General features: G+C 55.8%; 13 protein-coding genes and 1 pseudogene. 3 read left to right on the top strand and 11 right to left on the bottom strand.

Annotation, left to right across the window (positions count from 1 at the left end; all coding sequences use genetic code 11):
* Positions 1 to 141: 141 nt before the first annotated feature.
* Positions 142 to 558, top strand: a complete 417-nt coding sequence (gene yecR / locus A7P99_RS09475) for a YecR family lipoprotein (protein WP_082880628.1) — start codon at positions 142 to 144, stop codon at positions 556 to 558.
* Positions 559 to 776: 218 nt separating this feature from the next.
* Here yecR and xth read toward each other — a convergent pair whose 3' ends face one another.
* The 7 genes from xth to yihA form a co-directional block, all read right to left on the bottom strand.
* Positions 777 to 1544, bottom strand: a complete 768-nt coding sequence (gene xth, locus A7P99_RS00195) for an exodeoxyribonuclease III (protein ID WP_067446213.1) — start codon at positions 1542 to 1544, stop codon at positions 777 to 779.
* Between the two features lie 99 nt (positions 1545 to 1643).
* Positions 1644 to 1838 (bottom strand): Fe-S cluster assembly protein IscX, encoded by a 195-nt coding sequence (iscX, locus tag A7P99_RS00190; protein WP_067686153.1) that lies wholly within the window; start codon positions 1836 to 1838, stop codon positions 1644 to 1646.
* Positions 1839 to 1892: 54 nt separating this feature from the next.
* Positions 1893 to 2234 carry an ISC system 2Fe-2S type ferredoxin gene (gene fdx, locus A7P99_RS00185; protein WP_003822051.1) on the bottom strand — a complete coding sequence of 114 codons (342 nt, stop codon included), beginning with the start codon at positions 2232 to 2234 and terminating at the stop codon, positions 1893 to 1895.
* Positions 2235 to 2432: 198 nt separating this feature from the next.
* A complete protein-coding gene (mltB, locus tag A7P99_RS00180; protein ID WP_153705632.1) occupies positions 2433 to 3488 on the bottom strand; it encodes a lytic murein transglycosylase B in 1056 nt (351 codons plus the stop codon).
* A gap of 148 nt (positions 3489 to 3636) precedes the next feature.
* Positions 3637 to 4914: an N-acetylmuramoyl-L-alanine amidase gene (locus A7P99_RS00175; RefSeq protein WP_067446210.1), complete on the bottom strand. Its 1278-nt coding sequence runs from the start codon at positions 4912 to 4914 to the stop codon at positions 3637 to 3639.
* The gene (gene tsaE / locus A7P99_RS00170) at positions 4884 to 5366 is read right to left on the bottom strand and encodes a tRNA (adenosine(37)-N6)-threonylcarbamoyltransferase complex ATPase subunit type 1 TsaE (RefSeq protein ID WP_067446208.1); all 483 of its coding nucleotides are present in this window, start codon (positions 5364 to 5366) and stop codon (positions 4884 to 4886) included. The genes A7P99_RS00175 and tsaE overlap by 31 nt, the downstream gene beginning before the upstream one ends.
* Positions 5367 to 5597: 231 nt before the next feature.
* Complete coding sequence (gene yihA / locus A7P99_RS00165) at positions 5598 to 6257, bottom strand: ribosome biogenesis GTP-binding protein YihA/YsxC (protein WP_067446206.1); 660 nt, start codon at positions 6255 to 6257, stop codon at positions 5598 to 5600.
* A gap of 573 nt (positions 6258 to 6830) precedes the next feature.
* Between yihA and A7P99_RS00160 the strand changes: the two genes are divergently transcribed.
* Both A7P99_RS00160 and A7P99_RS10170 read left to right on the top strand, forming a co-directional pair.
* Positions 6831 to 7184, top strand: coding sequence for a YgiW/YdeI family stress tolerance OB fold protein (locus A7P99_RS00160; RefSeq protein ID WP_067686151.1), 354 nt, complete (start codon positions 6831 to 6833; stop codon positions 7182 to 7184).
* Positions 7185 to 7354: 170 nt separating this feature from the next.
* Entirely contained in the window at positions 7355 to 7486 is a 132-nt protein-coding gene (locus A7P99_RS10170; protein ID WP_197476456.1) for a PepSY domain-containing protein, read from the top strand.
* 137 nt (positions 7487 to 7623) lie between these two features.
* Here the strand turns inward: A7P99_RS10170 and A7P99_RS00155 are convergent, their stop codons facing one another.
* The 4 genes and pseudogenes from A7P99_RS00155 to recG all read right to left on the bottom strand — a co-directional run bounded on the left by A7P99_RS00155 (position 7624) and on the right by recG (position 12915).
* Positions 7624 to 8442 (bottom strand): class I SAM-dependent methyltransferase, encoded by an 819-nt coding sequence (locus A7P99_RS00155; protein WP_067686148.1) that lies wholly within the window; start codon positions 8440 to 8442, stop codon positions 7624 to 7626.
* Between the two features lie 237 nt (positions 8443 to 8679).
* Positions 8680 to 9783, bottom strand: coding sequence for a 3-phosphoserine/phosphohydroxythreonine transaminase (gene serC, locus A7P99_RS00150; protein ID WP_067686145.1), 1104 nt, complete (start codon positions 9781 to 9783; stop codon positions 8680 to 8682).
* Positions 9784 to 10119: 336 nt separating this feature from the next.
* A pseudogene (ilvN, locus tag A7P99_RS09880) lies at positions 10120 to 10373 on the bottom strand (acetolactate synthase small subunit); the annotation flags it as partial.
* A gap of 502 nt (positions 10374 to 10875) precedes the next feature.
* The gene (gene recG / locus A7P99_RS00140) at positions 10876 to 12915 is read right to left on the bottom strand and encodes an ATP-dependent DNA helicase RecG (RefSeq protein WP_067527515.1); all 2040 of its coding nucleotides are present in this window, start codon (positions 12913 to 12915) and stop codon (positions 10876 to 10878) included.
* Between the last annotated feature and the right edge of the window lie 109 nt (positions 12916 to 13024).

Here is a 13024-nt window from a genome sequence, read left to right as displayed (position 1 = left end):
AACAACAACTTATCCATATAAAACAAAGAAAATTTGTAAAAGAAAAAGAACGAAGTTAAAATTTTAATAAGAATAGTTTATTCTTAACTTCCTTATGCAACCAATAATTAAACCTATTTACTTAAGACCCAGAGGCTAGCTATGACTCCAATCAAATCAAGTATTCTAAGACTTTCCGCTCTTATCCTGTTAACCACATCATTATCAGGCTGTATCGGCGCAATGGTGGCTCAAAGTAGAACAACCGATTGGGGCGCATCAGGCGGTAGCCGGGCTGATGGTTTCATCCAATTATCCTATGACCGCAGCCCGCTCGATAAAGAGAAACCCGTCGATAGCAGAGTAAAGCAATTAGCAGTTACACGGTGCTCAGTATGGGGCTACCAAGATGCCGAACCTTTTGATTATGTGAAAACCTCATGCGTTGAACCTGGACACGGTATATTTACCTGCGATTTATATAGACACAGTGTCCAGTTCCAGTGCACCAAACCCAGCAATATCCAATCTGGTAATACCCAATCCAGCAGTACAGTGATTTCTCCTATATCCAATTAACTATTGCTAATACAACATCATCATTTTACCGAGTGTAGTATGTGTAGGTTGGGTTAGCCGTTTACGGCGTAACCCAACACAATGAAAATAGCCCAGACATGTTGGGTTTCCAACCCACCCCCACTCCGATTTCGATACAAAAGGCTACCTGAAAGCCCAGCCTCGGTTTCGCCAAGGCATTGCTTTCAGGTAGCCTTTTCTATTGCGGCAACGATGTGCTATTCAAACTCCGCCCACACCGGCGCATGGTCGCTGGGGCGTTCCAGCGCGCGCGGTACGGTGTCTACGCCAGCGGCGGCAAGGCGTGGCAGCAGGGCTTGGCTGGCGAGGATGTGGTCGATGCGCAGGCCAAGTTTGCGGCGGAACATATTCATGCGGTAGTCCCACCAGGTGTAAAGCGGTTCGGCGGGGTGCAGGCGGCGCAGGCTGTCGGTGAGGCCGAGGTCGAGCAGGGTTTGAAACCAGGCGCGCTCTTCGGCGGAGCAGAGGATTTTGCCCTGCCATTTCTCCGGGTCGTACACATCCAAATCGGCGGGGGCGATGTTGAAATCGCCAAGCAATACCAATTCCGGGTATTGCGCCAATTCGCTGCGGATAAATTCGGCCAGCGCGGCAAACCATTGCTGCTTATAGGTAAATTTTTCGCTGCCCACGGCCTCGCCGTTCACGCAATATACGTCCACCACGCGCACGCCGCCGATGGTGGCGGCAATCACGCGCCGCTGCGGGTCGTTGGGCAGGGCGGGCAGGCCGGTATGCACGTTTTGCGCTTCTTCTTTACTGAGGATGGCCACACCGTTGTAGGTTTTCTGCCCGCTCCACACGGCGCGGTAGCCGAGCATTTCAAAGGCGGAAAGCGGGAACTGGTCTTGATCCAGCTTGAGCTCTTGCAAGCAGAGCACGTCGGGCTGATGCTGAATCAGCCAGTCGCTCACGTGCGGCAGGCGCACTTTGAGGGAGTTTACGTTCCAAGTGGCGATTTTCATGGCGTTTGCTTTCGGAATGAATTTTTCAGGTAGCCTGCATCGATAGTGAGGCTACCTGAAAATATGCGCTTCAACGGAATTGAAACATTGGCTGGCTGTTTACTCGGCTTCGTCTATCCAAGCCTGCTGCACGGCTTCGAGAATGCGTTCGCCGCAACGCTGCGGGTCGTCATCAAACTCGGGCAAATCGAGGGTGAGCTGGCGCAGCTGGGTGAAGCGGACGGTTTTCGGGTCGATGTCGGGATGGCGGTCGAAGAGCTCTTCGGCGATGCGTTGGGTGTCGGTCCATTTCATGATGAGGCTACCTGAAACTAGATGTGTACGGCCGGCGGCTGGGGAGCGCCAAGCTTAATGATGCTCGCGGGCGTGGTTGATGGTGTATTTGGGGATTTCCACCACCAAGTCTTCGCCGGCCACTTTGGCCTGGCAGCTCAAGCGCGATTCGGCTTCCAAGCCCCAGGCTTGGTCGAGCAGGTCTTCTTCGATTTCGCTCGGTTCTTCCAGGCTGTCGAAGCCTTGGCGCACGATCACGTGACAGGTGGTGCAGGCGCAGGATTGCTCGCAGGCATGCTCGATTTCGATGCCGTTGTCGAGCAACAGGCTGCAAATGCTTTCGCCTTCGGGGGCGTTTTCGATGATTTTGCCTTCGGGGCACAATTCGCTGTGCGGCAAGACGGTTACTTTGGGCATGGTGTGTGCTTTCTTGGCTGAATTTTTTGAGTGGCGTATTGTAACGGAAAAGGCTACCTGAAAACAGTTGATTGCTTTTCAGCCAGCCTCTATCGCTGCACAGATGGCCCAATACAAAAACAGCGTTTTATTTGTACAAACCAAAGGCTACCTGAAAACAGCCAATCGCTTTTCAGGTAGCCTTTGTTGCAACGTGGTCTACAGCTTGCCACCGCCCACGCCGTTGGCGATTTCACGCACCGCGCTCACATACAGGCGGCTGTGGTTATATTGCCAAACGACGAAGAAATTGTTGAGGCCGATATAGTAATCATACTGGCCGGGCGCGGTTTCCAGGCGGAACAGCACGGCTTTTTCGTGGTCGGCCACTTCCTCCAGCGGCGTTACCCCCATCCGCCGCAGCTCGCCCACGGTTTTATTCAGCGCAGTTTTTTCATCAATCAGCGCCAGCAATTCCGGCGTAGGCACCATCGACACCGGCACCATCACTTTGCCGCCGCGCTGCCAGCCGTGTGCCTTCAGATAGTTCGCCACCGAAGCCGCCACATCCGGCACGCTACCCCAAATGTTGCGCTGGCCGTCGCCATCGTAATCCACCGCCCATTTGCGGTAGCTCGACGGTATAAACTGCGGCATCCCCATCGCCCCGGCATAGCTGCCGATGAAGCTGAACGGATCGCGCCCTTCTTCTTTGGCCATCAGCAGGAATTCATGCAGCTCCTGCTGGAAAAACTCGCCCCGGCGCGGGTAGCCGAACGCCAGCGTGGGCAGCGAATCGGCCAAGCGGAAGCTGCCCATATTGCTGCCGTAGTTAGTTTCAATGCCCACAATTGCCACCAACACTTCCGCCGGCACGCCGTATTCGCGCGCCACTTGGTCGAGCACTTGGCGGTATTGCTGGTAAAAGCGGCGGCCGCCGTTGATTCTGCCCGCGCCGGCATTGCCGCTGCGGAACTCATACCACGGGCGCGACGTGCCGGGGCGGTTCATGATGTTGACAATATTGCCCTTATACACCGACTGCGCGAAAAACTGCTGCAACTGCCCTTCGCCCATCACGCCCAATCCGGCCTGCTGCCGGATAAAACGCTGCACCTCGGCATTTTGGCTGAAACCGGTTTCCGACACCGGCAAGGCCGATGCTTCCGGCACCACCTTCTGCGCCTCCGGCACAGGCGTAATCGGCTGCTCGCTGCTGCATGCGGCCAACACAAACAAAACGGCTAAAGCGGGGGCAAATTTCAATTTCATCATAGTTTCCAAGCAAACAAACAATGCACGAAGTGTAGCACAGGCAGCCAACCCGGCGCGAATGCAAAGGCTACCTGAAAAAACAAACCCATCTGCCTCTACAAACGGGTTTGCCTTTTCAGGTAGCCTTTAAAGCATGCCGGACAAGCACCTAACGCCTTGCCACCGCTGCCGTAGCCAAATATTGCTGTGCACCGGCGGCAATGGCGCGGGCGGCTTTTTGACGGAACTGGCTGCTGGCCAGCATCCGCTCTTCGGTGGGGTTGGAGATAAAGGCGGTTTCCACCAGGATAGACGGAATATCCGGCGCTTTGAGCACGGCAAAGCCAGCCTGATCGACATGGCCTTTGTGCAGCCGGTTAATTTTGCCCATTTCGTCAAGCACCGATTTGCCCAGGCGCAGGCTGTCGTTGATGGTAGCGGTTTGCACCAAATCAAACAGCGTGTGGTCCACCTGCCGGTTGCCGCTCACGCGGATACCGCCGATTTGGTCGGAGGCGTTTTGCGATTGCGCCAGCCGGCGGGCGGCGGCACTGGTGGCTCGGCCCCGGCTTAAGGCATACACGCCGGTGCCACGCGGCTGCGGCGTAGTGAAGGCATCAGCATGAATCGAAATGAAAATATCGGCTTTGCGGCTGCGCGCCTTGGCCACGCGCACGCCCAGTGGAATAAACACGTCTTCGTTGCGCGTCATATACACCTGATAGCCGAGCCGCTCCATTTCGCGTTTGGCTTCGCGCGCAATCGAGAGCACCACGTCTTTCTCACGCAAGCCACTGGGGCCGACCGCGCCGGAATCTTCGCCGCCGTGGCCGGGATCGAGCATCACCACTAGCTTGCGGTTGCCGCGCCGGTTACCACCGGCATGGTTTTGCACCGGCGGCACGCTGGTGGTTCGCGCCTGCGCAGTGGCGGTGCCGTCTTGGCGGATACGGCCGTTGGTGTAGTCTTGCAGGAGCGCCATCAGCGGATCATTGGCTTCCTGCGCCAGCGCCACAGCCTGGGTGGGATAGAGGTCGATCACCAAGCGGTGTTTGAAATTGGCCACCGGCGTGAGTGCGAACACTTGCGGGTTCACGGCGGTTTTCAAATCCATCACCACGCGGATGGTGTCGGGGTTGAACTGCCCCACGCGGATGCCGGCCACATAAGGATCGCTGCGGCTGAGCTTCTGCGGCAGGCTCTGCACCACGCTATCGAGGCTCGCGCCCTGAATGTCCACCACCAGACGGCGCGGGTTGTCCAGCAGGAAGTATTTATGTTGCAGAGGGCGGGTGGATTCGAGCGTGGCGCGGGTGTAGGAAGAAGCTGGCCAAATGCGCACGGCCACAAACTGCGGCGTACCGTGCGCTTCGCCCGTGGGCACAATGCTCAGGAGCAGCAGGCCGGCGCCGCTGCTTAGGAAAGTTCGGCGGGTAAGTTTTGCCATAATTCGATGAGTTGCTTGCCTTTTTCGGAATCGGTGGAAAGGGTGCAGACACGGCCGCTGCCGCTGTTTTGCAGGGCGATGCGCAAATCGGCTGCGGGCGCAAAGCCCTCGGCGCGTTGCGGCCATTCGATGAAATGGATGGCGGGCTCGACAAACAGTTCGCCCAGCCCGGCATCTTCCCACTCTTCCGGCGCAGCGAAGCGGTATAAATCGAAATGGTTTACCGCCAGGCCGTTTGGCCGGTAGCTTTCCACAATGGCATAGGTGGGGCTTTTCACTGCGCCCGCATGCCCAAGCCGGCGCAAAATAGCGCGCACCAGCGTGGTTTTGCCGGCACCCAAATCGCCTTCCAGCCACACCACCAGCGGTGCGGCCAAATCGGGCGCGATGCGGTTGCCGAAGGCTTCAGTGGCGGCTTCGCCGTTGAGAAAGAGAGAGAGAGATTTTTGCATGCGGCGGATTATAACCTGAAATACTGTTGGGAAAGTTTAAGCCATGCGGCTTTCAGCCAGCTTGTTGCTGCTGCTTTCGGCAGCTTTTCAGGCAGCCTCAGCTGAGGCTACCTGAAAAGCTGATTTCGTTCCCCCGTGAGATACAGCTGCAATATTTCATACAGCGCCGCTCGCCCTACAGGAAATTCATTGTTGCAGCTAAAACCAATCGGTTTCCGGCTGCTTCATGTTTCAGGTAGCCTCTTCTCCATTTTCGGCAGCTTGCTCGTTTTCCGGCAAAGCATGCTCCGCCTCCCATTGCGCAAACCATGCGGCCACCACAGTATCCACCTCCTCCATGCCCTGTTTTTTCAGGCTGGAAAACAGTTGCACTCCCACCGCTTGCCGCTCGGCAAACGGCTGTAGGGCGCAACGCACGGCAGCGAGGGTTTTAATCTGCTCGTTTTTGGAAAGTTTGTCAGCTTTCGACAACAAAATATGCACGGGTTTGCCAGTGCTGGCAAAAAATTCCAGCATTTGCTTGTCCAGTTCTTTGAGCGGGTGGCGCGCATCCATCACCAACACCAGCCCGATCAGCTGGGCGCGGGTTTGCAGATAGCCGCCAAGCAGCTGAACCCAATGCGCACGCACGGCTTCGGGCACCTGGGCGTAGCCGTAGCCGGGCAAATCCACCATATAGTGCCCGTTGGGCAGGCTGAAGAAGTTGATATGCTGGGTGCGGCCCGGAGTTTTGGAAACGTAAGCCAGGCGGGTGTGGGCGGTGAGCGTATTGATGGCGCTGGATTTGCCGGCGTTGCTGCGCCCCACGAAAGCAATTTCGGCAGGGGTATTGGGTAGGTCTCTTAAGTGATTAACGGTGGTATAAAATTTGGCGTTTTTAAAAAGCGACATAGCTAGAACAAAAAGTAAAATTTAGTATAGAATACCACGTTTATAAAAATAGAGATTAGGCACGCATCGTGGTAGCTTGCCTGCATGTATGTCGTGGCACGGTTCCTGTGGCGCGGGCATTCGGGGCAACCAAACCCAGAAAGACGGCACAGTGGCTTACCCACGCCTGGCCGGTCAGCACAAATCTTGTGTGGTAGACCAACTCCGCATCTACACAAAGCGGCCAGCGCACCAACTCCATCATGAGCAACATTGCCAAACGCATGAGCAACGAAGAAATGGATGCCGCGGACAACTTTACTCAAGGTTTACAATAAGCCGTGTAGTTCCGCCCGGCCGAATCCCGCAATGGATACGGCCGGATTGTTTTATAGCGGATAAATTTAAACCATACCGCTGCACCCTGATTTAAATTCATCCACTATTAGGCAGCTTTTACCGGTTTGCATAATTTACATTTTTTCACGCAACCCTAATTTTCCGCTAAGCTTGCCTGCCTATAATGCGAGCCATCACCTCAGGCAACACCGGTTGCCGCCCGATAAACCACAATCTTGAATAAGGGAAAACACCATGAAAAACGCTTTGCTCTTCACCGCCCTGTTAGCCGTATCCGCCACCGCTTCCGCCGGCTTCTCCGAAAATGGCCAAGCGTCTGCCTCCCAAAATGCCGTAACCCGCGTTTCTGCCCTGCGCAGCGTACCGGACGACAGCTACGTTATCTTGGAAGGCTACATCGAACGCCAAGTGCGCCACGAACACTATATCTTCCGCGATGCCAGCGGCCGTATCGAAGTGGAAATCGACGATGACGTATGGCGTGGCCTGAACGTTTCCCCGCGCGATAAAGTACGCATCGAAGCTGAAATCGATCAAGAATGGCGCCGCACCGAAGTGGATGTGAAAGCTGTTACCCGCATCCAGTAAGCAAGAAGGCTACCTGAAAGCGCAAGCTTCAACGAAGTTAAAACGAACACATTAGAGTCTCGTTAAAATCGACGCCATATCCTTCAAGTAGCCTTTCCCGGTTTCCTCAACCTCCGAACTTTGATTCGAGCACCTGTGCTGCCCGCCACACCCGTGCCCGCGTAACCGACGTGTACCTCACCACCTGGCACGGCCGCCGTGTGTATGAAGTGGATTTAGACGGCCGGCGTGGCGATTATGAAGTGATTGTGGACGCCCGCAGCGGCCGCATCCTCTCTTCCAAATTCGATCCCGACGATTAAACCGTTAGCCCGTTCCATAGATAAAGGCTACCTGAAACCATAGCCGCGCATAAACCCGCGTTGCTCGTTTTAACTTCGTTGAAGCTTGCGCTTTCAGGTAGCCTTTAATTTCCACCAAACAAAGGGCAAGGCCGCGTTCAATCAATCCGATAGTGCAACATGCGGCTACTTTCGCGGATAACGCGCACCAGGCGCATAATCAGGCTAGAGACGAAGCCGATGCGTTTCCACTCGTCAGGGAAGTCGCCAACGATATAGCTGTTGGAAATGAAGCACAGATTATCTGCCCATTTCTCCGGCTCGCGTTCGTTGTCGCAAAAGGATTCAAAGCGGGCACTAACATGCCTCATGGCATCGTGGCGGGCAGAGTTTTTTACCGCCCAGCGGTTGCACATATCGAAGGCGATTTCGCTACCGTGGAAACGGGCGGCAAGGCTTTGGAACAAGGCGCGTACTGTGTCGTTGGGAAAATACATCAGCACGCCTTCAATCACGAACAGGAATTGGGCATCGGGGTGGCGGACATGCAAATCATCCATCCATTCAGTGTCGAAGGCGGAGGCGGCAATCAGGGTTTCGTTGCTTTGCGGCGGCAGGATGGCGCGCCGCCATTGGATAACGTCTTCCAAATCAAGCTGATAAAACGGTATGCCGTCTGCTTCGCTGCCGAGCCGTTCGCGGCGGCTGTCGAGCCCGCAGCCGAGGATAACGACCACCGGGCGGCTTTGACGTCGGATGAAATCGGCGGTGAGCCGGTCGAAATAGCGGGCACGGATGGCTGTGCCGATGAGAGTGGGCTTGGCGCGGTCGAACTTGGCAAAATCATAGTCGATCTGCGGCACCAAGCGGCAGGCGGCGGGGTCGGTGAGGATAGGATTGGCCTGCTGGGAGGCACGGTATTTCATATAGAGCGGAATCAGCAGGGTTTCGCTGATGGCATTTTCTATTTTAATCATGGCTTTCTCCTGTGAACTATCTGTTTGCACACCAGAAACAAACCAAATAAGAGGCTACCTGAAAGAATTTCTCAAAGCTCAAGCGAGGCTTTCACGAAGTAAAAACAGAGGCTACCTGAAAATAATTATCAGGTAGCCTCATTATACGCCTATCGCCAATGCCCTGGTTTCTTCCTACTGCATAAACTCACCTTGTATGAAAAAACAATCATTTCAGCGAATTATGTTCAACACGCATCAGCCGTAGCGTTTCTGAAATTCGCGCATAAATTCAATCAGCGCCTCCACCCCTTGCAAGGGCATGGCATTGTAGATACTGGCGCGCATACCGCCCATGCTCTTGTAGCCGCCCAGCAGGCGTAGGCCGCGGGTGGTGGATTCTTGAACGAAAAGTTCGTCTAATTCTTTGTTCCCGGTGGTGAAGATCACGTTCATTTTGGAGCGGGCGGCAGGCGAAACTCGGTTGCGGTAGAAACCGCCGCTGTTGTCGATGGCGGCATACAGGGTTTTGGCTTTGAGGGTGTTGATGGTTTCCATCTGTCCTACCCCGCCCTGCGACTGCAACCAGCGGAACACGAGGCCGGAAATGTAGATGGGATAGGTGGCGGGGGTGTTATACATGCCTTGGCGGTCGATGTGCGAACGATAGTTCCACACATCGGGCACGTGGCTGGAGCAGCGCTCGAGCAGGTCTTCGCGGATGATGACGATGGTGGTGCCGGAGGGGCCGATGTTTTTCTGCGCGCCGGCATAAATCACACCGAAATCGGCCACATTGATGCGGCGGGAAAGAATCTCGCTCGACATATCGCACACCAAGGGCGGCATATCCGTACCCAGTTTGGGCACTTCATGGTATTGCAGGCCATGCACGGTTTCGTTAATCACGAAATGCACAAAGGCAGAGCTCGGATCGATATCCCAAGACGCAACAGGCGGCAGGTCGGTGTAATCAAACTGCTCGCCGCCATGCGCGGCCAGATGGATGTTTACATCAGACAGCTTGCCCATTTCCTGATGAGCAATGCGGCTCCAGTTGCCGCTCACTACGGAATCAATACGCTTGAAGCCGTTGCTCAGGTTCATCACGGTCATGTTGAACTGTGCGCTGGCACCGCCTTGCAAAAACAAAACTTTATAATTGTCTGGAATATTCAGTAGCTGGCGCAAATCCTGCTCGGCATGATAGAGGATACTCATGAACACATCAGAGCGGTGGCTCATAGTCATCACGGAAAAGCCCGTGCCGTTGTAGTCGAACATTTCGCTTTGCGCGGTACGCAATACGGATTCGGGCAGCACGGCCGGGCCGGCGGAGAAGTTGTAAACTGGAGTATCCACAGTAAAAACTCGATTGAAAATGTGGCAGGACGCCTTAATGGGTGGGGATTCTATCGTTTGCAAACCCGTTGCAGCAAGGATTTTCGCCATTTTCCACCAAACAGCATGGCAGTGAAAAACTATTCATTACCTACAATTCCAAGCTACCAAAAGTGATTCTCCCCATTTAACTCATATAAACAGAATTTATCGCCAACAATTCAATAGCAGCAAGTGAAGCCCACCCTGTCATTATTTTGGTCTTCGGTATGCGTTGTGGTGGCTGGTTTCAGGTAGCCTGTGCAGCAAAAGGCTACCTGAAAATTCACAGCAGGCTTTAAGCCGGCCAAACAAACATCAAATCTTCAAAATCCGCTCGCCGCGCCCGATGCTGGCGGCGCCGGTGCGCACGGTTTCCAGAATCAGGCCTTTGGGTACGGTTTCGAGGAAGCTGTCGAGTTTGTCGCTGGTGCCCGTGATTTCAATCACATAGCTCTTATCGGTTACGCCACTACCTGGCCGTGGTTAATATCGGTGAGACGCAGGAGCTCGTTGCGGTCTTTGCCCAAGGCCCGCACTTTTACCAGCTTGTTGAGCTGTTTGGTAAGACGGCGAGGGCGGCATTGTACATGCCAGCCGTCATGGCATTTACAATGCCGGGGCAAGCAGATTGTTTGTGCATCATGTGCAAATTGTCCGTTTACTGCTTTGCCGTACTGAAGAGCGGAAAGCCATACCAACCCAAAGCAGCCTGAATGCTTTTAGCTCCGTAGGAGATAGAGGCAGGCAGGTCGCCGCCAAGCTAAGTGCAGCAGGAATAATGACCCTGCCCGATAGGATAGGATTTTGAGTTTTAATGTGTCGGCGACATAATCCGAGAAATGTAATAAAACCAAAAGGTGTATATTTATTTATCCATCCTTATATACAGTGAGAATTTGACAAAATATGTAGCAGTATCTTTTCTCCCATCCAATTCCGCCCAAACGGCAGCGTGGTCACACCTCCCTACCCTCCACTTCCTTTGTAGGCCGGTGTTGCCACACCGATATTTTGAATTTGCCTACTTCTTTCAATTTTAACGGAATCCGTTCTCAGGTGGTCTTTCCCCGCTCATACCCCTAAATACTCTTCGCGGCTGGCAAGCCAGCGTTCCAAGTGTTTTTCCACAATATCGGGGTGGCGGGCGATGAGCTCGGGCGCGATCCGGCGTGCGGCTTCCAAGAGGGGCAGGTCTTGCTCCAGATCGGCAAAACGCAGCATGGGCAGGCCGCTTTGGCGGGCGCCGAGAAATTCGCCGGGGCCGCGGATGCTGAGGTCTTGGCGGGCGATTTCAAAGCCATCGGTATTTTCGTAGATCACTTTGAGGCGGGCTTTGGCGGTGTCGCCCAATGGCTCGGCAAACAGCAGCACGCAGCTCGACACCGCAGCGCCGCGCCCCACTCGGCCGCGCAATTGGTGCAGCTGGGAAAGCCCCATGCGCTCGGCGTGTTCGATCACCATCAGGGCGGCATTGGGCACGTCCACCCCCACTTCGATCACGGTGGTGGCCACCAGCACATGAATCCGCCCGGCGGCAAATTCGGCCATCACGGCGGCTTTCTCCGCGCTTTTCATGCGGCCGTGCACCAAGCCGACGGTGAGCTCGGGCAGGGCGGCCTGCAACTCGGCGAGCGTATCGGTGGCGGTTTGCAGCTGCAGCGCTTCGCTCTCTTCAATCAGCGGGCACACCCAATAGGCCTGCTGCCCTTTTTTACAGGTAGCCAGCACAAAGCCTTCCACTTCGCGGCGGCGGATGTTGTTGACCAAGCGGGTTTTAATCGGCGTGCGGCGAGGCGGCAGCTCGTCAATAACCGAAACATCGAGGTCGGCAAAGAAGCTCATGGCCAGCGTGCGCGGAATGGGGGTGGCGGACATCATCAGCTGGTGCACGTCGCGGCCTTTGTTTTTCAAGGCGAGGCGCTGCGCCACGCCGAAGCGGTGCTGCTCGTCCACAATCACCAAGCCGAGGTTTTGGAAGGATACGTCGTCTTGAAACAGGGCGTGCGTGCCCACGGCCAAGCGGATGCGGCCGTCGGCCAGCGCGGCTTTGGCTTGGTCTTTTTCTTTCTTTTTGAGGCTACCTGAAAGCCAGGCCACGCTGATGCCCAGCGGCTCGAGCCATTGGCGGAATTTGATGTGGTGCTGCTCGGCGAGGATTTCGGTGGGCGCCATCACGGCCACTTGCGCGCCCGCTTCGATGGCTGCCAGCACGGAAAGCGCGGCCACGATGGTTTTGCCGCTGCCCACGTCGCCTTGCAGCAGGCGGTGCATCGGGTGCGGGTGCGCCAAATCTTGGCGGATTTCGGCCAACACGCGCTCCTGCGCGGCAGTAAGGGCAAAAGGCAGGCTCTGCACCAGCGGCTCGGCCAGGCTGCCGTCGCCCACCAGCGGCACGGCCTGCCCGCTGAGCCGCTGTGCGCGGGCCAGGCGCATGGAAAGCTGTTGGGCGAGCAGTTCGTCGAACTTGAGCCGCTGCCAGGCAGGCAGGCTGCCATCCGACAATTGGCCAATGCTGTATTCGGGCGGCGGCGCGTGCAGAAGGTGCAGGCTTTCGGCCAACGACGGCAACTTGAGTTTGGCCAGCAGGCTTTCAGGTAGCGTGTCGGCCAAATCGGTTTGCTCGAGGGCTTGCCGGATAATGCGCCGCAGCGTGGGCTGGCTGAGGCCGGACACGGTGGGATACACGGGGGTGAGGCTCTCGGCCAGGCTTTGGCTCTCGGCATCGCGGATTTTGGGGTGCACCATTTCGTCGCCGAAAAAGCCGTGGCGGATTTCGCCGATGGCGCGGATGCATTTGCCCTTGGCGAGCTGCTTTTGCTGGCTGGGGTAGAAATGGATAAAGCGCAGGTGCAGCACGCTGCCGGATTGGTCGCGGATTTGGGCAATCAGCTGGCGGCGCGGGCGGAATTGGATTTCCTGATGCGCCACTTCGCCTTCCACTTGGCAGGATACGCCCACGGGCGCGTCTTTGATCGGGGTGATATGGGTTTCGTCTTCGTAGCGCAGGGGCAGGTGCAGCACGGCGTCCCACAGGCTGCGGATATGCAGCTTGGCGAGCTTGCCGGCGGTGGCGTCGGTGAGCTTGAGTTGTTGTTTGAAATCGGCGCTCATGAGGAAGGCTACCTGAAAGCGTGAGCTTCAACGCAGTTAAAACGAACGGAGTGAGTTTCTGCGAAGCTAAAACGTGGGCTTGTACGGAGCAGAAAGATGGCGGGATTGT

Source organism: Eikenella sp. NML120348 (genome assembly GCF_001648435.1).
GTDB classification, from domain to species: Bacteria; Pseudomonadota; Gammaproteobacteria; order Burkholderiales; family Neisseriaceae; genus Eikenella; species Eikenella exigua.
This window is presented reverse-complemented; position numbering and strand designations above follow the sequence as displayed.

Coding starts and splice junctions, on each gene's coding strand:
- yecR (WP_082880628.1), top strand. CDS start 142: ATGACTCCAATCAAATCAAGTATTCTAAGACTTTCCGCTCTTATCCTG.
- xth (WP_067446213.1), bottom strand. CDS start 1,544: ATGAAAATCGCCACTTGGAACGTAAACTCCCTCAAAGTGCGCCTGCCG.
- iscX (WP_067686153.1), bottom strand. CDS start 1,838: ATGAAATGGACCGACACCCAACGCATCGCCGAAGAGCTCTTCGACCGC.
- fdx (WP_003822051.1), bottom strand. CDS start 2,234: ATGCCCAAAGTAACCGTCTTGCCGCACAGCGAATTGTGCCCCGAAGGC.
- mltB (WP_153705632.1), bottom strand. CDS start 3,488: ATGATGAAATTGAAATTTGCCCCCGCTTTAGCCGTTTTGTTTGTGTTG.
- A7P99_RS00175 (WP_067446210.1), bottom strand. CDS start 4,914: ATGGCAAAACTTACCCGCCGAACTTTCCTAAGCAGCGGCGCCGGCCTG.
- tsaE (WP_067446208.1), bottom strand. CDS start 5,366: ATGCAAAAATCTCTCTCTCTCTTTCTCAACGGCGAAGCCGCCACTGAA.
- yihA (WP_067446206.1), bottom strand. CDS start 6,257: ATGTCGCTTTTTAAAAACGCCAAATTTTATACCACCGTTAATCACTTA.
- A7P99_RS00160 (WP_067686151.1), top strand. CDS start 6,831: ATGAAAAACGCTTTGCTCTTCACCGCCCTGTTAGCCGTATCCGCCACC.
- A7P99_RS00155 (WP_067686148.1), bottom strand. CDS start 8,442: ATGATTAAAATAGAAAATGCCATCAGCGAAACCCTGCTGATTCCGCTC.
- recG (WP_067527515.1), bottom strand. CDS start 12,915: ATGAGCGCCGATTTCAAACAACAACTCAAGCTCACCGACGCCACCGCC.